The following is a 25238-nucleotide window of genomic DNA, read 5'->3' as shown; positions in this document are numbered from 1 at the left end:
GACAGATTCGCGGATTTTTCTCGACTTTTTGCAAATGGTAAGGGACAAATGAAGAAGAGAAAATGAAGGATTTTTCGAAAATTTTATGAAAATAGCAGGAAAAGTCTTTTTTTCACTAATCTAAAACGAAACCTATGGTATACTTATTTTCGTAAAGTCTTAATGTAAAGGAAGGCTGTCTATGTCATTTGATATCGGGGAATTATTCAATATCGATTATTGGAAACAACTATTTTCAGTGGATATTTTCTCACTGAAATTTTTTGTCAACATATTAGACATCTTAGTTGTTTGGTATATCGTCTACAAATTAATCAAATTGGTTCAGGGAACCAAAGCAATCCAGCTCTTTAAAGGGGTTGCAGTTTTTATCGTTATCCGGATTCTAGCGGAGATGATTGGTCTGCATACACTGTCATGGTTGATGAACCAAGTCATCACTTATGGTGTGATCGCCGCAATCGTCATTTTTCAGCCGGAGATCAGGCGGGGGTTGGAGCATTTAGGGCGAAGTTCACTGTTCCGAACGACAAAACAAGAGCAGAAAAAAGATGAGAAGATGATCACGGCCTTGGATAAAGCGGTGCAATACATGTCGCGGCGAAAAATTGGTGCCCTGATCACGATTGAGCGCAATACCGGCTTGGAGGAATACATTGAAACAGGAATTGCTCTTGATGCGGATATTACTGGGGAATTACTGATAAATATTTTTATCCCCAATACACCGTTGCATGATGGAGCAGTGATTATTCGTAATGAAAAAATCGCGGTTTCTTGTGCCTATTTGCCTTTATCGGAAAGCATGCTGATTCCCAAAGAGTTTGGTACCCGCCATCGTGCAGCCGTTGGTGTCAGTGAAATCAGTGATGCAGTAACGCTAGTCGTTTCTGAGGAAACCGGGGATGTCAGTATTACATTGAACAATGAGCTATTAGCAGGATTGAAGCAAGAAGAATACTTGGCTATCTTAAGAAGAGAATTGGTTCCGGAAGATAAGACGAAAGATAAAAATCGTAAAAATCTCCTACAGTCCTTTATTGAAGGAGTCAGTAAAGGAGGACGTAAATGATTTCCAAAGAGTCAAAAAGCAGCGTATTTTATGCAATCGTCTCTTTGTTGTTCAGTGTCGTCTTATTCTTTAATGTAAATGGGAATAATAACCTTACCGCAAGTTTGACCAGTACACCTGAAGCATACGAAGAGACGGTAACTAACGTGCCCGTTCATCCGGTCTACGATTCGTCAGAATATTATATCCACGGGTACGAGCCAACAGTGAAAGTGAAATTACGCAGTGCCAACCGGATTCAACTCAATTCAGAAGTAAATGAAGATACTCGGGGATTTCGGGTCGTTGCAGATCTTTCAAATTTAGAAGAAGGCACTCATGAGGTGAAACTGCGAATCAACAAGTTAAGTAGCGCTGTGACTGCAACCGTTGATCCCGGAACAATCACAGTAACGATTGAGAAAAAGGTATCCAAGACCTTTAAAGTAGAACCAGTAGTTTCTACAGCTAATCTGGAAGATGGTTTTCAACTGGAAAGTGCTACAGTGTCACCGAAAGAAGTCACAATCACAACTGGCGATAAGACCGCGGAACTGATCAATCGAGTGGTTGCGACTGTCGATCCTGAAAAGGTAACGTCAAAAGATTTTGAAGAAACGGTGGCGGTACAGGCGCTGGATGAAAAAGGGAACAGCTTGAGCATTTTATCCGATCCTGTCGAAGTCAACGTGAAGGTTTCATTGACCGCACCTGAAAAAACTGTTGGACTTTATGTTACCCAACAAGGTAGAATACCTTCAGGCGTGTCTGGATACACCTTTACGCTTGCGCAGCAGACAGCAGTATTGCAAGGACCGCTATCACAAATCGACTTGATCGATAGTATTGCGATTCCAGTTGATATTTCAGGAATCAATCAGACGACAACAAGGACGATTGATATTCCTGTTGAGGATGGTTTGGGCTTGACTCCGGCGAAAGTTTCTGTTGAAATCACACCAACCTTGATCCAGTCTTCCAGCGAAAGCAGTGAAGCAAGCGAGACTGTGCCTTCCCAACAAGAAGAATCCGCACAGTCTACCACAGAAGAATCAAGTACAACGCAATCAACGACAACTGAAAATTCACAAACGAATGAATCAGGAAATGACGATAATTAGACAGAGAGGGTAATAAAAATGGGAAAATATTTTGGAACAGATGGTGTAAGAGGAGAAGCAAATGTGGAGCTTACGCCAGAATTGGCATTTAAATTAGGAAGATATGGCGGGTATGTCCTTAGCCAACATGAAAGCAGTGAACGTCGCCCTCGAGTTTTAGTTGGACGAGATACTCGTATTTCAGGTCAATTACTGGAAAATGCACTGATCGCCGGTTTATTGTCGGTGGGAATTGAAGTCTTTCAATTAGGCGTTATTTCGACACCTGGGGTTGCTTATCTTACTCGGGTACAAAAAGCCAGTGCCGGAGTAATGATTTCTGCATCTCATAATCCTGCCTTAGATAATGGCATCAAGTTTTTCGGGAGTGACGGATTCAAGTTAGTGGATGATCAAGAATTAGAAATTGAAGCATTATTGGATGCACCAGAAGATAATCTGCCTCGTCCTTCTGCAGAAGGTTTGGGAACCGTGGAAGAATTTCCAGAAGGTCTACTGAAATATTCACAATTTCTTGAACAAACCATCAATGAAGATCTTTCTGGATTAACAGTTTGTATCGATGCGGCAAATGGTGCCACAGCTACTTCCGTCAATCGATTATTCGCAGATTTGGAAACAGAATTCTATACCATCGGAACGACGCCGAATGGTTTAAATATTAATGACGGTGTTGGTTCGACCCATCCAGAAAAATTAGCAGAATTCGTTGTTGAAAAAGGTGCAGATGTCGGTTTGGCCTTTGATGGAGACGGAGATCGGGTGATCGCTGTCGATGAGTTAGGAAATATTGTCGATGGCGATAAGATCATGTACATCTGTGCAAAATTTTTGTCGGAAAAGAAACGTCTAAAACAAGACACCATCGTTACCACCGTGATGAGCAATCTTGGTTTCCATAAAGCGGTAGAAGCAATCGGCTTAAAAGACGTCATTACAAAAGTTGGAGATCGGTATGTTGTAGAAGAAATGCGAAAAAATGATTACAATTTTGGTGGAGAACAATCAGGACATATGATTTTCCTAGATTTCAATACAACAGGAGACGGCATGCTTTCTGGAATTCAATTATTGAATATCATGAAACAAACCGGTAAAAAATTATCTGAATTAGCGGCAGAAGTAACGATTTATCCACAAAAATTAGTGAATATCCGAGTGTCGAATAAAAACGGTGCAATGGAGGTTCCTTTGATTAAGGAAGTCATTGAAGAAGCTGAAGCGGAAATGAATGGCGAAGGCCGTATTTTAGTTCGTCCTTCCGGAACAGAACCTTTATTACGAGTGATGGCAGAAGCACCAACTCATGAAAAGGTTGAGTATTATGTTGAAAAAATCGCAGCAGTGGTTCGCCAAGAAATCGGTATCGATTAGGAATTGATTGCAAAGCATCTTCGAAAGAAGGTGCTTTTTTTTCGTGAAAAAAACTCCCTTACCAAAAACAGTAAAGGAGTTTCGAATCGTTCTACTCAACGGTAACGGATTTTGCTAAATTACGGGGTTTATCCACATCAAAGCCTCTTTCCAACGTAGCGTAGTAGGCCATGAGCTGTGTTGGAATTACGGAAATCAGACTTGTTAGTAGAGGATGAATCTGAGGCAAAAGAATCTGATCGGTTTCAGTTGCAAGGTTTTCACTGACAATCGTTAAGGTTTTTGCACCTCGGCTTTCAACTTCTTTTAGATTTCCCCGGGTATGAGAACCCGTCAGGGCATCTGTGATGATGCCTAAAACAGGTGTCCCTTCTTCGATCAAAGCAATCGTTCCATGCTTCAGCTCGCCAGCGGCAAAGCCTTCTGCTTGAATATAGGAAATTTCCTTTAATTTCAAGGCGGCTTCTAGAGAAACGTAAAAATCATTGCCACGACCAATATAAAACGCATTTCGAGTATCGGTTAAATAAGCGGCGGTCAGGTCTTGAATCAAAGCCTTTTCGGTAATCACCGACTCCATCGCAGCTGCAACCAATCCTAGTTCATGAAAAATATCGATGACAGAGGCTGATGGAATGCCCCGATTTTCACCAACTTGTTTTGCCAAGATTGCCAGAACCGCAATTTGAGCAGTATACGCTTTTGTAGATGCCACGGCAATTTCCGGTCCAGCATGCAGCAGCAAGGTATAGTTGGCTTCTCGAGAAAGAGTTGACCCGGCAACATTTGTGATTGTCAGGGAAGGATAACTGAGTTGATTGGTTTTTACCAATACTTGACGACTATCGGCCGTTTCTCCACTTTGGGTGAGGTAGATAAAGAAAGGTTTCTCTGATAGCAATGGCATATTGTAGCCGAACTCACTGGATAAGTGGACCTCTACTGGTAACTGAGTCAATGTTTCAATCAATTTTTTCGCAGCCCAACCTGCGTGATTGCTGGTTCCGCAAGCAACGATATAAATGCGATCACTGCCGCTGATTGCTTGGATCAAAGAAGAATCGATGGTGCCTTGACCGGCTTCATCTGCATAATATTGAACCAGTCGACGCATAACGGCAGGCTGTTCATCGATTTCTTTGAGCATATAATAAGGATATGGTCCTTTTTCGATATCCGTCAGATCGAAATCTGCTTCGTAGGAGGCACGTTGAACGGGGGTCCCGTTTTGATCTTCAATTGCAATGGAGGTCGCTTGAACTACTACCAACTCACCATCTTCCAACTCAACGAATTGATTAGTTTGATCCAACATAGCCAAGGCATCACTGCAAATAACATTGAAGCCGTCACCCAGACCTAGTAAAAGGGGACTCTTGTTTTTCGCTACATAAATTGTTTCTGGGTCTTGTTTGTCTATCAGAGCAAAGGCGTATGAGCCGTGAATCAAGGTCAGGGCTTTTTTGAAGGCTTCTTTTACTGTGATATCCGGTGTCAATAATTTTTCGATTAAGTGGACAACGATTTCAGTATCTGTCTGCCCGATGAAACTATCATTTTTTAGGTATGTTTGGTGCAAGTCTTCGAAATTTTCGATTACCCCGTTGTGCACCAATACTAGACGTTGACTGGTAGAGGTATGGGGATGGGCGTTGGCTTCACTTGGTTTGCCGTGAGTTGCCCAGCGGGTATGCCCGATGCCAATCGTTCCTGTAATATCAGGAGTGATTTTTTCTTCTAGTTTCTTGATTCTTCCCTGTGCTTTGATCAGGTGCTGCTGCTTTTGGTCCGCAACAAAAAGACCGGCAGAGTCATAACCCCGGTACTCCAAACGTTCCAATCCATTTAAAATTACTTTTTCTGCATGATTCTTTCCAACAATTCCAACAATTCCGCACATAATGAGTTTTCCTGCTTTCCTAGTCATTATATGTTTCTATCTGCGTGACAAAGGGTTTGTTAAAGCCTTGCGACCTCATTTTGTCTTTGTCTGTAGAGTGCAGTCCCTAGAGCCATCCGCCGAAATTTTCGATAAGCTCTTTCCTCGTCATCTGTGAAAAACAGACCAGGCGCTATCCGATTGGTATATATAAATCTCCTTGTTTTATTTTATAGAAACATAGGAATAGAGTAAAAGAAAAAGAAGGGTTTGTCAATTATTTTTTTATTTAATCGCTATTGGTATATATAGATATAGAAAACTTTTTAAGAGAATAAAAAAATCCACTATCATATTTTCTAATAATTCGATACAATAAATAAGTATAAGAAGAGGTGAGATGATGGAAAATCAAGTACGTTGTATGACATTTAAAGAATTAAAGGAAGTCCTCCAACAATTAGAGGCTGATCCTACCGTGAATGATGAAACAAAAATCTTTTTAGATACTGGTTGGGATAGTTTGCAGGAAATACTTCCCGGAGCTATCACCCGTCAAGAAGCCCAACAATTTCAAGTGGAAGATCCACTGTCAAAAGAGTTGTTCAATGGGTACGCGTCTCTCGCGAAAGCAGAAAAGATGAAGGCAAGCGGAGAAACAGAAACAGTGATCGTGATTGAAAATATATATTAAGAAAATAGGGGTGGAGAAATGAATAAGCGCAGATGGGTAGCGGTAGCAATCGCAGCCGGATTGTTTTTATTTGCAGCAGTGACTGCAATGACCGGACCGACTAAAGAAGAACAGGAACAAGTTTTAAGCGGAATCAATGGTTTACTTTATGGTACCAATGAAATGGGAGAAACAATCATTGAAAAAGGATCGTCTGATTCGCGGATTGTTGAAATTTCCGTTGATGGGACGATTGCGGATTCTGGTGAGAGTGGCTTATTCAGCACGGAAACCTATAATCATCAAGATTTTTTGCAACAGCTTAAAGCAATTCAAGAAGATTCAACAATTAAAGGGATTTTGTTAGAGGTCAATTCTCCAGGTGGCGGAGTTTATGAAAGTGCTGAAATTGCCAAAGAAATGAAAAAAATCAAAGAATTAGGAATTCCTTACTATGTCAGCATGAAAAACATGGCGGCCAGCGGGGGATATTATATTTCCGCTGGAGCAGAGAAGATTTTTGCTACGGATGAAACGGTGACCGGATCAATCGGGGTCATCATGTCAGGAATCAACTATGCGGGATTGTTTGAAAAATTAGGAATCGAAGACCAAACGTATAAAAGCGGTGCTTTAAAAGATATGGGTTCTGCTCAACGAAAACCTACTGAAGCGGACAACAAAGTGCTGCAAAGTTTTGTTGACAGTGCCTATGGTCGTTTTGTCAAAGTGGTTGCAGAAGGACGAGGGATGAGCGAAGAGTCTGTCCGAAAACTTGCTGATGGCCGAATCTATGATGGTGCGCAGGCAAAAGAAAATGGACTGATCGATGCTTTAGGTTTTCCTGAAGATGCTTTGGCACAACTTAAAAAAGACCATGATTTAGAAAATGCTGAAGTTTTTTCTTATGAGGCTGCGACCACCGGGTTTGCGTCTACTTGGTTGGGATCAAGTCTGGCTGAAGTTCAAGGATTAAAAATGTCTGAAACCAGCCGGGTACTTTCTTTATTAGATAGCATTGGAACCGCCGAAGCACCAAAGCCTTTGTATTATTACGGAGGTGAATAATATGACGGAAGAAAAGTATGATGAAGCAGTAAACAATCAAAAAGAAACCGAGGTACAGGAAAAAATACCTGAAGCGACAGTTACTGAGAAAAATGATAGCAAGCAGCATGCTAGTGGACCACAAGTAGGACCGGAAATTTATTATCAACCTTCGACGGATGAACCTTTTACGCAAGAAGAAATTACTGACCGTCAAAAAAATTGGCGACGATTTGAAGAAACCAAAGAAAACTATCGCTTCAATCATTTTCCAGCGTATTTTTATGCCGGTTTTTGGATTCGCTTCTTTGCTTTTTTATTAGACATCCTATGTATTCAGGCAATTACTTCGAGTACGATTGGCTTGTTCTATCGTTTGAGAGGACAAACACCTGATAGCGGCTTTCTAAGTGTCTATGCTTTGCTGAGCCTGGCTATTTATCTTGTCTATTTTATTTTACTAACCAAATTGAACAAAGGCCAAACAATTGGAAAAATGGTTTTTGGAATTCGTGTTGTTAGTTTGGATCAAGAGGAATTGAGCTGGGCGACAGTGCTTGTTCGCGAGGGAGCTTGCCGATTTATTCTCAAATCATTTCCCTTCATTTTGGGTTATCTACCGGCGGCATTTTCGAGGAAAAAACAACATTTGGGGGATTATTTTTCCGGTACGGCAGTGGTAACCTTAAACATGATTAAGGCTTTCAATAAAGAAATCCACGTATAATTTAGTGCTACTTATATCCATTCTTGGAACGGCTTGAGCAACAACAGCTGTTCCAAACTTATTTTAAAGGAGCTATCCATAATGGGAGATACGGTAAAATTTCCAGATGAATACCAAAGACTTTTGTGGCAAGGCCAGCAGCTAATGGAGAAGGCAGAGTATCTTGGAGCGGCAGCGGCTTTTGAAAAGGCGTACCAGCTTGCACCGAATTTTGATAATCATTTGCTTTGGACAAAAGCATTAGTTAAACTGGAAGACTTCGACAAAGTACTGCGAATCGCGGAAGATTGGTATGAAGAATATTTCTCTCACAGGACGGGCTTTCGTTTATATACCCAAACACTGCTTTTGAGTCGGCGATTTTTGAAGGCAAGAGAATATTTGTTAATAGGAAAAAAAGCGAAAAAAATAGACAACATGCTGATAGAGGAGCTTTTTCAGCAATTGCAGCAGTTAGAAAATATCCAACAACTGGTGGACCCTGAATCTGTTCCACAAAAACGCAGATTGCTACGGGAATTCGATCAAGCAATCGGTCCGATTTCAAAGAATGACTGGGATGTGTTTACTCAAAACGTGACCTATTTATCATTTCTTTCGCTGATAAAGGAATTTTTACCAATCGCAACGAATCCTTTTGTGCGGCCTCGCTTAGCTGAGGAGTTGGTGAAGCTGGAGTGTAATAAGATTTTTGTTGTCAAAAGCTTGGAAGGCACCTTGCAGGAATTTCAACCCAATTTGCTGACGCTGCCGGAAAAGGCAGAAAGCTTGCAACAAATGATTCGACATGTGGAAGAAACAACGGGACAAGATGATCCTGCCCTATCAGCAGCGATAGTAGCAGAGATTCAGGCGCATTTTGCGCTGGCTTTCCCTTTTCCTCCCCAGGAGCTTCAACCAGAAGCATGGGCGGAAAGTTATGTTTTGGAATACGCAGCCATGTTTGGAAATGAGGACGCCAATCGCGAATTAATGCGTTATCAGGAAATCCAGCAGGAAAAAACCCGATTTCGGGAATTTTTTCAACAATTAATCGAGAAAAATCGCTAGAAAACAAGAAAGTTTCAACCCTAAATATTTACATTTCAAAAGGGTTAGTGTACTATTGAAAAGTATGCATGAAGTTATTTCATATGTAAAATTATTAAAACATTCGGAGGGAAATACATGACTGCAAAATGGGAAAAAACAGGCACCAATGATGGTGTATTGACATTTTCGATTGCACAAGAAGAAATTCAAAAAGGGCTGACTCAAGCTTTCAATAAAGTGAAGGGTAACTTAAATGTCCCTGGATTCCGTAAAGGAAAAGTATCGCGCCAAGTATTTAATCGTATCTATGGCGAAGAAGCATTGTTTGAAGATGCATTGAACGCTGTTTTACCAGAAGCGTATGAAGCTGCTGTTGCAGAAGCTGGTATTGATCCTGTTTCACAACCAAAAATCGATGTTGAAAGCATGAACAAAGGGGAAGACTGGACAATCAAAGCAGAAGTTACAGTTAAACCTGAGGTAAAACTAGGCGAATACAAAAATCTGACGGTTGAAAAACAAGACCGTGAAGTTTCTGAAGACGATGTTGACGCACGCATCAAACGGGAACAAGAACAACAAGCAGATTTAGTAATTAAAGAAGACGAAGCAGCTGAAAACGGCGACACAGTTGTTATTGACTTTGAAGGTTTTGTGAATGATGAAGCCTTTGAAGGCGGAAAAGGTGAAAACCATTCCTTAGAACTTGGATCAGGTTCATTTATTCCTGGGTTTGAAGAACAATTAGTCGGACACAAAGCTGGCGATAATTTAGATGTAACTGTGACTTTCCCAGAAGATTACCAAGCAGAAGATTTAGCTGGTAAAGAAGCAGTCTTTAAAGTGACTGTTCATGAAGTCAAAGCAAAAGAACTTCCTGAATTAGACGATGACTTTGCCAAAGACATCGATGAAGAAGTTAACTCACTTGATGAATTGAAAGAAAAATACCGCAAAGAACTAGCTGAAACAAAAGAAAAAGCAGCAGAAGATGCAAAAGATGAAGCTGCAATTCGTCAAGCAGTTGAAAACGCAGAAATTCTTGACTTACCACATGTAATGGTTCATGACGAAGTTCACCGTTCAATGGACGAATTCCTAAACAACATGCAACGTCAAGGAATCTCAGCAGAAATGTATTACCAATTAACTGGTTCAACAGAAGAAGATTTGCACAAACAATTCGAAGGCGAAGCAGAAATGCGCGTTAAAACAAATCTAGTTATCGAAGCAATCGCTAAAGAAGAAAATCTAGAAGCGTCTGCCGAAGATGTAGCAAAAGAAATCAAAGAACTTTCTGAAGCATACAACATCCCAGAGGACCAAATCAAAAATGTTTTAACAGAAGATATGTTGAAACATGATATCACGATGAAACAAGCAGTTGAACTTGTAACGGGAACAGCTGTAGAAAAATAATCTTCCATCTTTCTTAGGAAGAGTTTGATTGAAAGAAAGTATCGATAGCCTCGATGCTTTCTTTTTCTTCCTTAAAAAAGAGTAAAAAGTTCTAAGAAAATGCAAAATCCCCCATCTATCGATGGATCCAATCGAAAGAACTTTTTCTTTTTTTTAAATTATGTTATGATTATAAAAGACTGAAAAAGTCTGTATCTTATTCCACTCGTTAACGAGCTTGGAAAATTCAAGAGGTGAAAACCATGTACGACAATTCTAACGGTAGTGAAACAGTACGCTGTTCTTTTTGCGGTAAAACACAAGAAGAAGTCAAAAAGATCGTAGCTGGTCCCGGCGTCTACATTTGTAACGAGTGTATTGATTTGTGCAAGGAGATCATTGATGAGGAATTATATGAAGAAGCGGTCCGTGAATTTACGGAAGTGCCGAAACCTCAAGAGATCTTAAGTATTTTAAATGATTATGTTATCGGACAAGACCGTGCGAAAAGAGCATTGGCGGTGGCGGTTTATAACCATTACAAACGCGTAAATGCAGAAGTAACGTCAGAAGACGAAGTAGAATTGCAAAAGAGCAATATTTGTCTAATTGGCCCAACTGGTTCTGGAAAGACCTTTTTAGCGCAAACCTTAGCAAAAACCTTGAACGTGCCTTTTGCGATCGCTGATGCGACAAGTTTGACTGAAGCAGGCTACGTTGGGGAAGACGTTGAAAATATCTTGCTAAAACTATTACAGGCAGCCGATTACAATGTTGATCGCGCAGAAAAAGGCATCATCTATATTGATGAAATTGATAAAATTGCCCGTAAAAGTGAAAATGTATCGATCACTCGGGATGTTTCCGGTGAAGGCGTACAGCAAGCGTTACTGAAAATTTTAGAAGGTACCGAAGCGAGTGTGCCTCCGCAAGGCGGACGCAAACATCCCCATCAAGAAATGATCCAAATCGATACGACAAATATTTTGTTTATCGTAGGTGGCGCCTTTGATGGCATCGAAACCATTGTAAAAAATCGAATGGGTGAAAAAACAATCGGTTTTGGTACCAACAATCGGAAAATCGGTGAAAATGAAAGTGTGATGCAACACATCATTCCGGAAGATTTACTGAAATTTGGGTTGATTCCTGAATTTATCGGACGTTTGCCGGTAATGGCAGCATTGGATAAATTAACCAATGAAGATTTGGTTCGTATTTTGACCGAACCTAAAAATGCTTTGGTTAAGCAATATAAAAAATTGCTGGCACTAGATGAAACGAAGTTAGAATTTGAACCGACAGCGCTAAAAGCGATTGCTGACAAAGCCATCGAACGAAATACAGGCGCTCGAGGCTTGCGTTCGATCATTGAAGATATCATGATGGATGTGATGTTTGATATTCCATCTGAAACAGGGATTGAAAAGGTGATTATCACTGAACTGGCAGCCAAAGGACAGGGCCAACCAGAAATCGTCTACACAGAGAAAAAAGCAGGATAACAAAAGAAAGCCGGTCGACGAAATTCTCGTCCCGGCTCTCTGTTTGTCATTCGTTTGAAAGGAGTAAAAACATGAAAGTTCACTCAGCCGAAATCGTGATCAGTGCAGTTGCACCGAAACAATATCCCGAAAGCCAACTGCCGGAAATTGCCTTGGCAGGTCGCTCCAATGTGGGGAAATCTTCTTTCATCAATACGTTGATTGATCGGCGGAATTTGGCACGAACCTCGTCCAAACCCGGAAAAACCCAGACGTTGAATTTTTATTTAATTGAAGAAAGTTTGTATTTTGTCGATGTCCCAGGATATGGTTATGCAAAAGTTTCAAAAACCGAAAGGGCAAAGTGGGGAAAAATGATTGAAACATATATCACGCAGCGGGAGCAACTAAAAGCGGTCGTCTCCTTAGTTGATATGCGTCATGCCCCCAGTCAAGAAGATATTCAGATGTATCAATTTTTGAGCTATTATCATATACCGATCATCGTTGTCGCCACCAAAGCAGACAAAATTCCCCGGGGAAAATGGAACAAACATGAATCAATGATCAAAAAGGCATTGAATTTTAATCCAAGAGATCAGTTTATTATTTTCTCTTCTGTGACAAAAGAAGGAAAAGAAACTGCTTGGCAGGCTATTGAAGAAGCAATCAAAAACGACCAACACGTTTAATCGGCTCTTTGTCAAATAGTGTTGTTTTGAATTAAATCTGGAAAAGAGAGCATTTCGGTGTTCTCTTTTTTTGTTATTTAAATGATTATACAGAGATTCTGCTGAATAAGAATTCTTATTCGCAGGTGGCGGAAAGTACGAAAACCAAAAGCAATCCGTTTGATCACTTTGATTAAATTATTTTTCCCTTCAAGCTTGCCATTGGAATAAGGGTATTTTAAGGCATTGCAAATCGCTATTCTGTGTTTGTTTAGGTAAAGAATTGCCTTTTTAAACTCCTGATTTAAATACACTGGAAGGGTATCTATTAAGTTGAAAAAGGTCGTGTGGTCCTTATTTTCGAAGGATTCTAAAAGATCTTGGTAAACGTCATAACTTTCTCTTAACTCTGGATTGATTGATAATAGATGGTCTAAAACTTCAGATTCTGTGACATATTTTCTTTGAAACAATGGAAACTGCTTTAAAGAGCTGTAATTGATTCTTTTACTTTTCTTCAAAACAGTCCGCCAGTATTTTTTTAGTTTGCGGTAATCTTTTTGTGCAGTAGAATTATTTTTCTTTAGATGATTCATGGTTTTAATCCGTTGCTTATTGAAGGCACGGGTAATCTGTTGCACGATATGAAAGCGGTCGATTGAAACCTTCGCATTAGGAAACAATTCCTTCGTAATAGTGTTGTATGAAGCGTTCATGTCCATGACGATGTGGGTTACTTTTCTACGTGCCTTTAAGGAGAATCGTTGAAAATAAACGCGTAACTTAAAGTTTCTGCGATCATTTAAAATTTCAAAGATTTTTCCAGTATCTGCATCACTAACAATAAAACACATGGCACCTTCGCAATCGATTGTCCCTTTGAATTCATCAATCAGAAGATGACGGGGTAAGTAATTTGAATTGAATATAGGCTCATCGTAGAAAGAATCTAAGACCCTTTCAACAGTCTTTGACGATACAAAGTATCGTTGAGCTATATCTTTCATCGAAATTTTTTCTTTAAATCAACGGCAACTGAAAATTTTAATGCTTGAGAGATATAACAATTTCCAGCTACATAGTAAGTTTTGGCTGAAAAAGTGTGGTGACATTGTTTACAATAAAAGCGTTGCTTAAATAAGTGTAAATAAGTTGGTACTTCCTGATAGGGAATTAATTGAATCCAACTATCTTTATAGGAATGGCGATTCACTGTTTCAAATCCGCAATATTCGCAGTGGTGTGGTTTGTATGTTAACAGTCCTGTAAATACATTGGCCATTCGGCCATTGACTTTTTTCTTCGTTAAACTATCTTTTGAAAAAGAGATGTTTGGATCTTTAATATTTAAAATTTGTTTGATTAACTTGTCTGTATTTTCATCCTTAAATTTGATATTCTTAGGTATGGGCATTTGGATTCTCCTTCTATAGTTGGTTCAGCGACTTAATTATAGAGGAACCAAATGCTTTTTGTTATAAAAAAATATTTAGTGTCCTTACTCGTTTTGAGTAACAACACTAAATATTATAGAACCGTTTAATCGTCTTGGTCGTTTTTTTTGTCTTTTGTCTTTTTTTCTGGTTTTAGAAAACGTTCAATTGCTTTATTTTCTTCCACTACTTTTTCTTTTTGATCGGGTAAAATGGCGAATTCTTCAAACATTTTATCCAATGAATCTTCACGTTGAAATTTTAAGCCCATGATTGCCACCTCCGCTAGGTCTAGTTTAGCACGAAATGCTTCTTTTTTCATTGCTTTTGCTAGAACCTATTTCTTTTTTTTCTTTTGCGTTTTCGTTATAATTAGATTAGCAAATGATTAAAAAACGAAAGGAGAGGGGAAAAATGCAAAAAACCGAACGTGTGATGACGACGATTCAATATCGTTCTTTATCCAAAAAAATGATTCAGCGGCACACGCAGGATTGGTTTGTTCTGATTCGTTTATTGTATGAACCAATCTATATGAAAATCGCAGAGGAATCCTATACCCAATTTTCCCTGATTCGTTGCCGAGAAACTATTCAGCAATTAGGCACTCATGAAGATTTTTCGATCATTGTTGGAAATGGGACGAATGAGTCCACCTTTTATTTGTTTGAAGGAGAGTTATTAGAAAAGCACATTATTCAAAGGAAGATTTTTGAAGAAAAACGAGAATTATTTCTCAATTACGTAGAAACGCAGGCTCACCAAAAGGGATTGTTTGCGTCGATTCGCTCCTATGATGAATATCTCTATCACAATACAGAAAAGATTGAACAGCGATTACTTTTTGAGACACAAGAAGAAGTAGATGAGTTGCCAAAAAGGAAAAACTTTCGTGGAGAAGTGATTGTAGACTGCAATCAGTTTTCTGGGTACGATGTGAATTATCGTGGATTCTGGCTGACTTCGTGTTGGCGGCTCTATTTTCATACTAGCTACCACCAAATCATTCCTCTGCCTTTATTTGCCGATATTCAGCAGGTGGAACGGGTACAGCAAATCGATGAGCTGGTAATTATTGAATTATACAAAGATCCTTTTCGTTGGGATGAGTCGGCAAATGCGGACTATCAACGGTTGTTTCGTGATCAAATTGGGATCGATCAATTGGCATGGGACAATGGCGTGGGAATTTTTCGGGAACCATTTGTAGAATACGCATTTAATGGCAACATGATTCAAACTGTGCAATACCAAAATGATCGCTTGCAGCCAATCGAAAAGAAAAAAGCTTCCCATTTTGTTACACGGACGTATGATATCGTTCGCCGTCATTATCAGGAAAAGCGAGTGAAGGGCGAACTAAATGCACGAGCTTATTTTCCATGGGTAGATGAACAAGGAATGAAGATGATGAATTACCTTGTGTTAAATCCTGAATATGCCATTGATGAAGGATTTTCGGCGTACATGTATTATATTCGCAACTATTTGGAAATCAATGTTTGTGATGAAAATTATCCTGAATTCAAGGCGATTTTGACGATTTATATTCCGGACGACTATTTAAAAAAAATCCCCTTCAAAAAATTGAAGGAAACCATGACGGATATTCGCTTTAGTCGTTTAAGACAGCGAAAAGGAAAATCCTTCTTTGATTTAAAGAAAGGGAAAAACCATTTACGTGTTGTTTTCATGAATTATTCGACCTTTGAACAACTGGAAACAAGAGGACTAGGAGGCTGATTGAATGGATGATAAATTATTTTTAAAAGTGATGCTGCCGATTGCAGTACTCGCATTTTTCTTATTTTTACTGCCTGACTTTGCTTTGAAAATTCCGATTGGCCTTGTTTCTTTTGTCGATGGTTTGGCACTTTGTTATTATCTTGAAAGAGAAGTGAAAAAAGAATGAGTAACGCCCCGTATCGCTGGAGGATACGGGGCGTTAAAGTTAATTAATTTTTTTCTTCAAAAGTCCAAAGATCACACCGGAAATAAGTGATCCAATCAGAATAAATAAAAGATAAAGCAGCGGATTGCTTAGTAAGAATACCACGAAAATTCCACCGTGAGGAGCTAATAATTTAATTCCTAAAGCACCTACTAATGCTCCTGTTACCGCTGAACCGGCAACAAAACTTGGAATTGCCCGCAATGGGTCAGATGCTGCAAAAGGAATTGAACCTTCTGTTACAAAGGAGAGGCCCATCACGATATTGGTTAAGCCAGCATCCAGTTGGTCTTGGGTAAACTTATTTTTAAAAAGACGAGTAGCCACAAAAATTGCTAATGGAGGTACCATTCCGCCAGCCATGACCGCTGCCATGACAACACTTCCGCCGTCGGCTACGGTACTGGCCAAGGTAGCTGTACCGAAAACATAAGCGGCTTTATTGATCGGTCCGCCAAGGTCGGTCGCCATCATTCCGGCCAGCAAAGCACCTAACAATGCTGCATTGGTTCCACTCATGCCCGTTAAGAAGCTGTTCAAGCCATCATTAATGATTTTCATAGGAATATTGATGACCAACATCATCAGACCAGTGATGATCAAGCCAAACACCGGATAGAAAAGGATTGTTTTGATTCCATCTAACGATTTTGGTAATCCTTTGAAAATCTTTCGTAAAAATAAGACAACGTAGCCGGCCAAAAAGCCGCCAACAAGTGCACCTAAAAATCCGGCACCTCCGGTATTTGCCAGCGCACCGGCTGCAAAACCAACGACTAATCCTGGTCGATCAGCAATACTGGAAGCGATAAATCCAGCAAGAACCGGTAACATGAAACCAAAAGCGGCACTGCCGATTTGATTGAACCAACTGGCAACTTCATTGTAATTTCCTAAATCAGCTAAATTGGCTTGTGGCACACCTAAGGATTGATCAATCAGGAAGGAGAGGGCGATTGCAATCCCACCACCGATTACGAAAGGTAACATATGCGAAACACCATTCATCAAATCTTTATAGATTCGTTGCCCAACAGTTCCATCTGCTTGGTGAGAATCGGCGGCTGCTTGCCCATCTCCATGAAATAAAGGTGCCTTTCCACTGAGGGCTTCATTGATTAATTCTTCTGGTTTACGGATGCCGTCACTTACAGGGCGATTGACTAAAGGTTTGCCATCAAACCGATTCATCTCCACTTTTTTATCGGCGGCAACAATGACTCCTTTGGCACGAGCAATATCTTCATCAGTTAGTCGATGCTTGATTCCTTCCGATCCGTTTGTTTCAACTTTGATAGCCACGCCCATTTCTTTGGCTTTTTTCTTTAAAGCATCCTCTGCCATATAGGTGTGGGCGATGCCGGTTGGACAAGCAGTGACTGCCACGATATAGGGTTGATCTTCTTTTTCAGTTGTTTCTGCTGTTTCGGCTTTTTCTTCGGCTTCTTTATCCGCCTCCGCCTCTTGAAAAAGTTTTTGGACATCATCAGGTGTTTCGGCTTTCTTTAAACGGTCGACAAATTCTGGATCCACCAACAGTCGTGCTAATTGTGCTAAGGCTTGCAGGTGAGTATCATTTGCGCCTTCTGGAGCAGCGATCATAAAGAAAAGATAGGTTGGTTGTCCGTCCAACGCTTCGTAATCCAATCCTTTGTTACTTTTTGCAAAAAGAACAGTTGCTTCTTTTACAGCCGCATTTTTTGCATGGGGCATAGCGATTCCGTCACCTAAACCTGTTGAAGTTTGGGCTTCACGTGCCAAAATGCCTTCTTTGTAGGTAGCAATATCTGAAATACGACCAGTATCAAACATTTTTTGAACCATTTCATCAATGGCACCTTGTTTGTCAGTTGCTTGCAAATCCATGATCATTGCATCTTTAATCAATAAATCCTTGATGTTCATTTTTCTCCTCCTCTTTTTAATACAAAACGGCATCGTTCGTCATTGGGTATTTCTCTTTGTTAAAAATAATCAATTGCTCTTACTCTTAGTCAATAGGTGTAATCTTGACTTCGGGTAATAAACTGTCAATGAATTCTTTTGTTGCCAAATCATCGGAAAAAGCAGTGGCACTGCCACAAGCAACTCCCCATTTGAAAGCGGAAAGGGCATCTTGTGTTTTGGCATATTCACCGATAAAACCAGCAATCATCGAATCACCGGCACCTACTGAATTTTTTACTGGACGTTTTAATACGTTGGACTGATAGATTCCATCTTGTGTAAACAGCAAGGCGCCGTCACCAGCCATTGAAATAATGGCATGTTGCGCTCCGTCATCTAAAAGTTTTTTTCCAAAAGGCAAGATGTCTGCGATTGTTGTGAAGCTGGTTTGGTAAAGTTCCGCTAGCTCGTGGTTATTTGGTTTCACTAATAGTGGGTGCTGCTCCAAAGACTGTAAAAGGTCTTTGCCAGTCGTATCAATGATAAAGTCAGCCCCGTTGCGTTTAACAAGGGTAACCAACTCGTTGTAGAAACCTTCAGGAAGATTTGCTGGTTTGCTGCCGGAAAGAATGACGATATCTCCTTTACCAGCTTTTTCTAAGTTTTTTTTCAACTGCTCGATTTCTTGTGAAGAAATGTCTGGTCCTAACCCGTTGATTTCCGTTTCAGTATCTGATTTGAGTTTGATATTGATTCGGGTATCGTTTTTGACTGAAGTAAATTGTTGAGTGATACCTTCTTCAGTCAGCCAGTCATGAATAAAGCGGCCGGTAAATCCCCCTAAAAAGCCGGTAGCGACTGAATCTTGGCCTAAGCGTTTTAAAATTCGGGAGACATTCAGTCCTTTTCCACCGGGAAGCTTGAGATCTTTTGTCATGCGATTCAGAGCGTCCGCTTGAAAATGGTCGACGTGAACGATAAAGTCGATGGATGGATTAAGAGTAACGGTGTAAATCATTGTTTGACCTCCATAATAGTAGTTTCGGGATAAAGGGAACGATAGCCATCAGGAACGTGATCGGTAATCAGCGTGATGCTGCTGTCTAAAGGTGCTACCTGTGTAAAAGTGATTTGCTGAAATTTTGAATGATCAATCAAAACAAACGTTTGTTCACTATTCTCAATTGCTAATCGTTTCAAAGCAGCTTCTTCTGGATCAGGGGTAGTAAGTCCACAGTGATCTTCCACACCGTTCATCCCTAAAAACGTTTTGTTAAAACGGTATTGTTTTAACTGCTGTGCGCTGGTAGACCCCATCGCAGCATTTGTTGAAAGTTTTATCGTTCCACCGATAATAATCGTTGCTATTTGTCGATCAATCAGTAGAGCAGCATGTTTGACAGAATTAGTCACAACTTTAAGATCAAAATGAGTCGGCAATAGTGGGATCATTTCGTAGGTGGTGGATCCGGCATCTAAATAGATGACTTCATTTTTATGAAGCTGATTCACTGCTTGTTGTGCGATTGCTTTTTTTTCTGTTGCGTTTTTCTGGGTTTTTTCCAGCATCGTTGGCTCAACACCGAGACGCTGAATCTTTTTAGCACCGCCGTGGATGCGGGTCAAGAGTTGTTGATCTTCTAATTCTTGAAGATCACGGCGAATCGTCGACTCGGAGGCCCCAAGAGCATTAGTCAGTTCATGAAGTTTGACGATGTTTTTTTCTTCTAATAGGGAGAGAATTTTTTGTTGGCGTTCCTCTGTAAGCATTTGCATTCACCTCTTCGTTTTTTATCCTAGCATATTCTTTTTACTTATTCAATCAAAAACAATCAAATTATTTCAAAAACAGTCACCTTGATCCCTACGAATCCGCCATAAACGAGCAGAGAAGCAATCATACGGATTTCTTTTGACTTTTTTTCTGCTTCTTGGCTTAATGGAAGAAGGAGCATTTACTAAAAAAGTGCAATAATAGTCACGGGATTAGGAGGATAGATGATGAACAATCAATTAATCTTACAAGCGTTTCAATGGGAATTGCCTGCTGACGGCACTCATTGGCAAACGATAAAAGAGAAAGCCGCAGCGTTGCAACAGTTAGGGATCACCGCCGTTTGGCTGCCGCCAGCTTCTAAAGGTGCTGCCGGATCAGAAGATGTGGGATACGGCACGTATGATCTGTATGATTTAGGGGAGTTTGATCAAAAAGGAAGAGTTGCTACGAAGTATGGAACGAAAGCAGAATATTTAGCAGCGATTCAAGCCTTGCAAAACCAAGGAATCGCGGTATATGGGGATATAGTGTTCAATCATTTTATGGGAGCAGACGAGATAGAGCGAGTCTCGGCGGTAGAATACAATTGGGATAATCGTAACCAAGCAATCAGCGGAGAAGAAGAAATTGAAGCTTGGACCAAATTCACTTTTCCCGGTCGCCAAGGAAAATACAATACGTATTCTTGGACTTGGAAAAACTTTTCTGGAGTAGACTATGATGCTCGACGATCTAATCATGCGATTTTTAATTTTGCTGATAAAGGTTGGGACGAAGAGGTCGATAGGGAAAAAGGGAATTTTGACTATTTGATGGGCTGTGATCTGGATATGGAGAATCCTGAAACGGCAGAGCAATTAAATAAATGGGGAAAATGGTATTTGGAAGAAACAAATGTCAATGGTTTCCGTTTAGATGCAGTCAAACATATCCAATTTGATTTTTTTGTGGATTGGTTGTTGCAGCGGCGAAAAGAAAAAAAAGATTCCTTGTTTGTTGTCGGGGAATATTGGGCGGATGAAGTAACTAAATTGGAGGAGTATATTGATTCTTCCGGTAATTTGATTGCACTTTTTGACGTTCCTTTGCATTTTAATTTTTATCGTGCCAGTTCGTCGATGGGAAGTTTTGACATGCGGGAAATTTTTGCGAATACCCTGATTGCTTCTCGTCCAGATTATGCGGTGACTTTTGTTGATAACCATGATACGCAAAAGGGGCAGAGTTTGGAGTCGTGGATTGATGGCTGGTTCAAGGTACATGCTTATGCCTTGATTTTATTGCGCAAGGCAGGAATTCCAACCGTTTTTTGGGGAGATCTTTATGGAATTCCAACACAAAAAATTAATCCTGTCGGTCAAGATCTTGAGACCTTGATGGCAATCCGACAACAATTAGCGTTTGGTAATCAAGTGGATTATTTTGATGACCCCGATCGGATTGGTTGGGTGATGACAGGAGATTTTGAGCATGAGCATTCAGGATTTGCCGTACTCATGACGAATGGGTCTGGTGGTGAAAAAGAAATGACCATCAGCGGTATCCATGCAGGAAAAACTTTCGTGGACGTGTTGAACAATCAGCAAGAAAAGGTTGTCCTTGATGAAAACGGTAAAGGGGTTTTTCCTGTGAAGGATGGCTCCATTTCTGTTTATTTAAACGAAGAAATTGCTGCTGATTTTGGCTATAATTAAAAAGAACCTTCCCGATTTAGTTGCCGGGAAGGTTCTTTTTTTAGATCAATGTCTTTGCTGAACGTTGTTGAATCGTTTGCCGAACTTCGGCAACATTGGTATCGTCAGTCAGAATCCGCAATGTATCTCCTAACTTCATAATGGTATCCCCGTGAGTCAGTAGTTCGTGATCTCCCCGTCGAATCGAAATCAGCAGCATATTTGCCGGCCAATTAAAGTCACGAATCATCAGTCCATCCAAAGAGCTTTCAACGGTAATCGGCCATTCAAGTACAAGTTTTTTTCCTTGAATATCAGAAGGTTTAGTTTGCACCAATCGTTCTAATAGTGATTCATAGATTGGATTGCCGCCTAATAAATCCACCACGACATACGCAACCAGCGCAACAACTCCCAACGGCATCAAGTGAACTAACGAGCCGACCATTTCTGTCACTAAGACGATTGCTGTTAGTGGTGCCTTGCCGATTGCTGCAAAGTAGCCGGCCATTGCCACGATGATAAAATTCTTAACAAAAATCGGATCAATGTGAAACCAAAGAACTGCTGCCGTGCCGAACAAACTACCTAAAACAGCACCTAATGTCAAAATAGGCAAAAAGATTCCTCCCGGTAAAGATGAGCCGTAGGAAATCATTGAGAAAACAAAACGTAGCAAGAAAAGTCCCAGCATAATTAGTAATGTCGGCGAAGTTTGTCCTAACTGAATCACGATTTGATTTCCACCGCCCAAACTATCAGGAAAGAACCAACCAATCGGGATCACCAGCAAAAAAGGAATCAAGCCATGAAGGTACTCTGGAAGTGGTAATTTATGAAACCATTTTGACAATGATAATAATACAAGCTGATAGAAGCGCCCTAAGAGTCCTAAAAAAATACCTAGAAGAATTAACAACCAATAATACCGCAAGGGCAAGGATTCGATTGCGCCTAAATGAAGAACCGGCTGCAAACCAAAAATTGTTAATGAAACAAAATTTGCAGTAATGGCTGAGGCGAAAGAAGTCAACCAAACAAGAGGCGAAAAATTATGATGTACTTCTTCTACGACAAAAAGCAATCCAGCAATCGGTGCGTTGAAGGCGGCGGCAAGTCCTGCGCTGGCACCACTGGAAATCAGAACTTTTGTCTCGGAATTTTCTGCCTGCCATTTTTTGGCAAAACCTTGTCCGACACTGGCACCAAGTTGGATTGATGGTCCTTCACGCCCTAAAAACAATCCCATGCCAACAGAAAGCACACCACCGATAAATTTTTTCCATAAAGCGGGGAACCAGGGAACGTGGATTTCATCCCGTAGCTGACCCTCGACTTGGGGAATCCCGCTACCTTTGATGTCCGGTTCACTTTTTACCAGTAGACCGACAAAAACAGCAATGATAGATGAAAGTAGTATCCAAGGAATCAGCCACAACGGTTTCTCATGAAAAAAAAGGTACGCATCAGTCACCCAAGTGCTCAAGGTTGCAATAAACAACCGAAAGAGACTAACAATGAAGCCGGCACAAGCACCCACTAAAACCCCTTTTCCAATATATTTTATTCGTGTTTCATCTAAATAGTTTATTTTACTCATTTTTTTCACTCATTTCCTTATTTAATGTAGCTTGTTTTTATTGTGCTGACAAGGGTAATTCGAAGAAAAAAAGAGATTCAGAAAAAATAAAAATGATTTTCATTGTTTCTTAGAAAAATAGTTGGGGTTTTATTGAAATTTAAAAAAGTTTTCCTATTAGCCGTTTTATGACAAGAGGGAAAATGCTATAATTGGGAGGATTGAAATGGAAAGGATGTTTCGTTATGTCATCCAGGAAAAACTTGCTACAAGGGATGAATCCCAAACAAAAAGAAGCCGTGCAGCAAACAGAAGGACCATTATTATTGATGGCCGGAGCCGGTAGCGGAAAAACCCGCGTATTGACCCATCGAATTGCTTATTTAATTGAAGAAAAGGAAGTTAATCCTTGGAATATTTTAGCAATCACCTTTACAAATAAAGCAGCAAAAGAAATGAAGGAACGCGTTGGAAATCTGCTGGGTGCAGAAGGAGCAGATGTCTGGGTTTCGACTTTCCACTCCATGTGTGTGCGTATTTTGCGCCGGGATGTCGATTTCATCGGTTACTCGCGAAATTTTACAATCATCGATTCATCAGAACAATTGACATTGATGAAACGAGTGCTAAAAGAATTGAATATTGATCCAAAGAAATACGATGCCCGATCAATTTTAGGCGCAATCTCCAATGCAAAAAATGCTTTGCAGACGCCTGACGATGTAGAAGCATTACAAGGCAGCTTTTTTGAACAAATCGTTGCTCGTTGTTATCACCTGTATCAAAAAGAATTGCGAACCAATCAGTGTATGGATTTTGATGATCTGATTATGAATACGATTCGTCTCTTCAATGAGCATCCAGATTCTTTGACCTATTACCAGTCTAAATTTCATTATATCCACGTCGATGAATACCAAGACACGAACCATGCGCAGTATACATTGGTCAATATGCTTGCGGCTCGTTTCCGCAATTTGTGTGTTGTTGGTGATGCAGATCAAAGTATCTATGGTTGGCGGGGAGCCGATATGCAGAATATTTTGGATTTTGAAAAAGATTATCCAGATGCATCTGTTATTTTATTAGAACAAAATTATCGTTCCACCAAAACGATTTTGGCTGCGGCAAACCAAGTGATTCAAAATAATCGCAACCGGAAAGAAAAGCAACTGTGGACGGAAAACAACGACGGAGAAAAAATCACCTATTATCGTGGAGACAATGAACGGGACGAGGGACAATTTATCGTTTCAGAGATTTTGCGTCAGATTAGTGACAATCAACGAAAATACGGCGATTTCGCAGTGCTTTATCGAACCAATGCGCAATCACGTGTCGTGGAAGAAACTTTCTTAAAAGCCAATATTCCTTATAAAATGGTCGGCGGGCACAAATTCTACGACCGCAAAGAAATTAGAGATATTTTGGCTTATTTGCAAGTGATTGCCAATCCCAAAGACTCAATCAGTTTTGAACGAATCGTCAATGTACCCAAACGTGGTGTCGGACCGGGCTCTATTGAAAAATTACGGGATTTTGCTGCACTTCATGAATTTTCATTACTAGAGGCTACTGAAAATGTCCAGTTAGCTAATATTTCTGGAAAAGCTGGTCGGGAATTAGGCGATTTCGGGGAAATGATCGCAGATTTTTCGAAGATGGTTCCTTTTCTGTCAGTGACAGAATTAACCGCCGAAGTTTTGACTAAATCCGGCTATGAAGATGAATTGAAACGACAAAATACGTTAGAGGCACAAACCCGTTTAGAAAACTTAGAAGAGTTTCTTTCAGTGACGCAGGAATTTGATAAACGTTTTGAACGAGAAGAAATGGAAGCTGAAGATAAATTAACAATCTTCCTTAATGATTTGGCGCTGTTATCGGATGTTGATAGCTACGAAGAAGAAGCAAGCCAAGTCACTTTGATGACCCTGCATGCAGCAAAAGGCTTGGAGTTTTCAGTTGTCTTTTTAGTAGGAATGGAAGAAGGTGTCTTTCCTCTTTCCCGTGCCTTGCTGGAAGAAGCAGAATTAGAAGAAGAACGACGATTGGCTTATGTCGGGATCACTCGAGCCGAAGAAGAATTATATTTGACAAATGCTTTTTCTCGAACTTTATATGGGCGAACGCAGTATAATCGTCCGTCTCGTTTTATCGAAGAGATTGAAGGAGAATTACTGGCTAATAAGGGAAGCCGAACGGGCAGTATTCATCAAAAACCTGTGGGAACTTTTGACCCTAAAGTCTTCAAACCCGCTTATGTACAGCCAACACAGCGGGTTGTATCCAGCCGTCAAGAAACTGGTGGGGATTCCGCTGATTGGAAAGCCGGCGATAAAGTGAAACATAAGAAATGGGGAATCGGCACGGTGGTTCGTACAAACGGTACAGCCAAAGATGTAGAGTTAGATGTTGCTTTTCCTGAACAAGGTGTTAAAAAATTATTGGCGGCTTTTGCCCCAATCGAGAAATTATAAG

At 40.3% G+C, this 25238-nt stretch carries 20 protein-coding genes and 1 pseudogene; 14 read left to right on the top strand and 7 right to left on the bottom strand.

Features of this window, described 5'->3' with window-relative positions; all coding sequences use genetic code 11:
• Positions 1 to 181 precede the first annotated feature (181 nt).
• The 3 genes from cdaA to glmM are packed head-to-tail and all read left to right on the top strand — an operon-like array spanning position 182 to position 3546.
• A complete protein-coding gene (cdaA, locus tag BN1875_RS00825; protein ID WP_048602982.1) occupies positions 182 to 1072 on the top strand; it encodes a diadenylate cyclase CdaA in 891 nt (296 codons plus the stop codon).
• Positions 1069 to 2172, top strand: coding sequence for a CdaR family protein (locus BN1875_RS00820; protein ID WP_048602981.1), 1104 nt, complete (start codon positions 1069 to 1071; stop codon positions 2170 to 2172). Before cdaA ends, BN1875_RS00820 begins: the two co-directional genes overlap by 4 nt.
• Before the next feature lie 18 nt (positions 2173 to 2190).
• The gene (glmM, locus tag BN1875_RS00815) at positions 2191 to 3546 is read left to right on the top strand and encodes a phosphoglucosamine mutase (protein ID WP_048602980.1); all 1356 of its coding nucleotides are present in this window, start codon (positions 2191 to 2193) and stop codon (positions 3544 to 3546) included.
• A gap of 91 nt (positions 3547 to 3637) precedes the next feature.
• On the opposite strand, the gene glmS is transcribed toward glmM, so the two are convergent.
• Positions 3638 to 5446 (bottom strand): glutamine--fructose-6-phosphate transaminase (isomerizing), encoded by a 1809-nt coding sequence (gene glmS, locus BN1875_RS00810; protein ID WP_048602979.1) that lies wholly within the window; start codon positions 5444 to 5446, stop codon positions 3638 to 3640.
• 382 nt (positions 5447 to 5828) lie between these two features.
• Here glmS and BN1875_RS00805 point away from each other — a divergent pair, with 382 nt between their 5' ends.
• The 7 genes from BN1875_RS00805 (at position 5829) to yihA (ending at position 12478) form a co-directional block, all read left to right on the top strand.
• Positions 5829 to 6119 carry a hypothetical protein gene (locus tag BN1875_RS00805; RefSeq protein WP_048602978.1) on the top strand — a complete coding sequence of 97 codons (291 nt, stop codon included), beginning with the start codon at positions 5829 to 5831 and terminating at the stop codon, positions 6117 to 6119.
• An 18-nt stretch (positions 6120 to 6137) separates the two neighbouring features.
• Positions 6138 to 7166, top strand: a complete 1029-nt coding sequence (sppA, locus tag BN1875_RS00800) for a signal peptide peptidase SppA (RefSeq protein WP_048602977.1) — start codon at positions 6138 to 6140, stop codon at positions 7164 to 7166.
• A gap of 64 nt (positions 7167 to 7230) precedes the next feature.
• Positions 7231 to 7872 (top strand): RDD family protein, encoded by a 642-nt coding sequence (locus tag BN1875_RS00795; protein ID WP_371851514.1) that lies wholly within the window; start codon positions 7231 to 7233, stop codon positions 7870 to 7872.
• 81 nt (positions 7873 to 7953) lie between these two features.
• Positions 7954 to 8922 carry a hypothetical protein gene (locus BN1875_RS00790; protein WP_048602976.1) on the top strand — a complete coding sequence of 323 codons (969 nt, stop codon included), beginning with the start codon at positions 7954 to 7956 and terminating at the stop codon, positions 8920 to 8922.
• A 117-nt stretch (positions 8923 to 9039) separates the two neighbouring features.
• Positions 9040 to 10323, top strand: coding sequence for a trigger factor (tig, locus tag BN1875_RS00785; protein WP_048602975.1), 1284 nt, complete (start codon positions 9040 to 9042; stop codon positions 10321 to 10323).
• A gap of 242 nt (positions 10324 to 10565) precedes the next feature.
• Complete coding sequence (clpX, locus tag BN1875_RS00780) at positions 10566 to 11807, top strand: ATP-dependent Clp protease ATP-binding subunit ClpX (RefSeq protein ID WP_048602974.1); 1242 nt, start codon at positions 10566 to 10568, stop codon at positions 11805 to 11807.
• A gap of 71 nt (positions 11808 to 11878) precedes the next feature.
• A complete protein-coding gene (yihA, locus tag BN1875_RS00775) occupies positions 11879 to 12478 on the top strand; it encodes a ribosome biogenesis GTP-binding protein YihA/YsxC (protein ID WP_048602973.1) in 600 nt (199 codons plus the stop codon).
• Positions 12479 to 12555: 77 nt separating this feature from the next.
• Here the strand turns inward: yihA and BN1875_RS00770 are convergent.
• Positions 12556 to 13871, bottom strand: a pseudogene (locus BN1875_RS00770) (ISL3 family transposase).
• 125 nt (positions 13872 to 13996) lie between these two features.
• Entirely contained in the window at positions 13997 to 14161 is a 165-nt protein-coding gene (locus tag BN1875_RS13670) for an SPJ_0845 family protein (protein WP_171000818.1), read from the bottom strand.
• A 143-nt stretch (positions 14162 to 14304) separates the two neighbouring features.
• On the opposite strand from BN1875_RS13670, the gene BN1875_RS00765 reads away from it, so the two are divergent.
• Entirely contained in the window at positions 14305 to 15633 is a 1329-nt protein-coding gene (locus BN1875_RS00765) for a hypothetical protein (RefSeq protein ID WP_048602972.1), read from the top strand.
• Positions 15634 to 15637: 4 nt separating this feature from the next.
• Entirely contained in the window at positions 15638 to 15802 is a 165-nt protein-coding gene (locus BN1875_RS13590) for a hypothetical protein (protein ID WP_156171195.1), read from the top strand.
• 39 nt (positions 15803 to 15841) lie between these two features.
• Here BN1875_RS13590 and BN1875_RS00760 read toward each other — a convergent pair whose 3' ends face one another.
• The 3 genes from BN1875_RS00760 to BN1875_RS00750 all read right to left on the bottom strand — a co-directional run bounded on the left by BN1875_RS00760 (position 15842) and on the right by BN1875_RS00750 (position 19498).
• Complete coding sequence (locus BN1875_RS00760; RefSeq protein ID WP_048602971.1) at positions 15842 to 17746, bottom strand: PTS fructose transporter subunit IIABC; 1905 nt, start codon at positions 17744 to 17746, stop codon at positions 15842 to 15844.
• A gap of 85 nt (positions 17747 to 17831) precedes the next feature.
• Complete coding sequence (gene pfkB, locus BN1875_RS00755; protein WP_048602970.1) at positions 17832 to 18746, bottom strand: 1-phosphofructokinase; 915 nt, start codon at positions 18744 to 18746, stop codon at positions 17832 to 17834.
• Positions 18743 to 19498, bottom strand: coding sequence for a DeoR/GlpR family DNA-binding transcription regulator (locus tag BN1875_RS00750; RefSeq protein ID WP_048602969.1), 756 nt, complete (start codon positions 19496 to 19498; stop codon positions 18743 to 18745). Before BN1875_RS00750 ends, pfkB begins: the two co-directional genes overlap by 4 nt.
• 231 nt (positions 19499 to 19729) lie before the next feature.
• Here BN1875_RS00750 and BN1875_RS00745 point away from each other — a divergent pair, with 231 nt between their 5' ends.
• A complete protein-coding gene (locus BN1875_RS00745) occupies positions 19730 to 21199 on the top strand; it encodes an alpha-amylase (protein ID WP_048602968.1) in 1470 nt (489 codons plus the stop codon).
• A gap of 40 nt (positions 21200 to 21239) precedes the next feature.
• On the opposite strand, the gene BN1875_RS00740 is transcribed toward BN1875_RS00745, so the two are convergent.
• Positions 21240 to 22787, bottom strand: coding sequence for a ClC family H(+)/Cl(-) exchange transporter (locus BN1875_RS00740; protein ID WP_187115908.1), 1548 nt, complete (start codon positions 22785 to 22787; stop codon positions 21240 to 21242).
• 215 nt (positions 22788 to 23002) lie between these two features.
• Between BN1875_RS00740 and pcrA the strand changes: the two genes are divergently transcribed.
• The gene (gene pcrA, locus BN1875_RS00735) at positions 23003 to 25237 is read left to right on the top strand and encodes a DNA helicase PcrA (protein WP_048602966.1); all 2235 of its coding nucleotides are present in this window, start codon (positions 23003 to 23005) and stop codon (positions 25235 to 25237) included.
• Position 25238 lies beyond the last annotated feature (1 nt).

Origin of the sequence: Enterococcus massiliensis, assembly GCF_001050095.1 — a bacterium.
Classification (GTDB): Bacteria; Bacillota; Bacilli; order Lactobacillales; family Enterococcaceae; genus Enterococcus_C; species Enterococcus_C songbeiensis.
The sequence above is the reverse complement of the archived record's forward strand: the minus strand, read 5'-3'. Positions and strand labels throughout refer to the sequence as shown.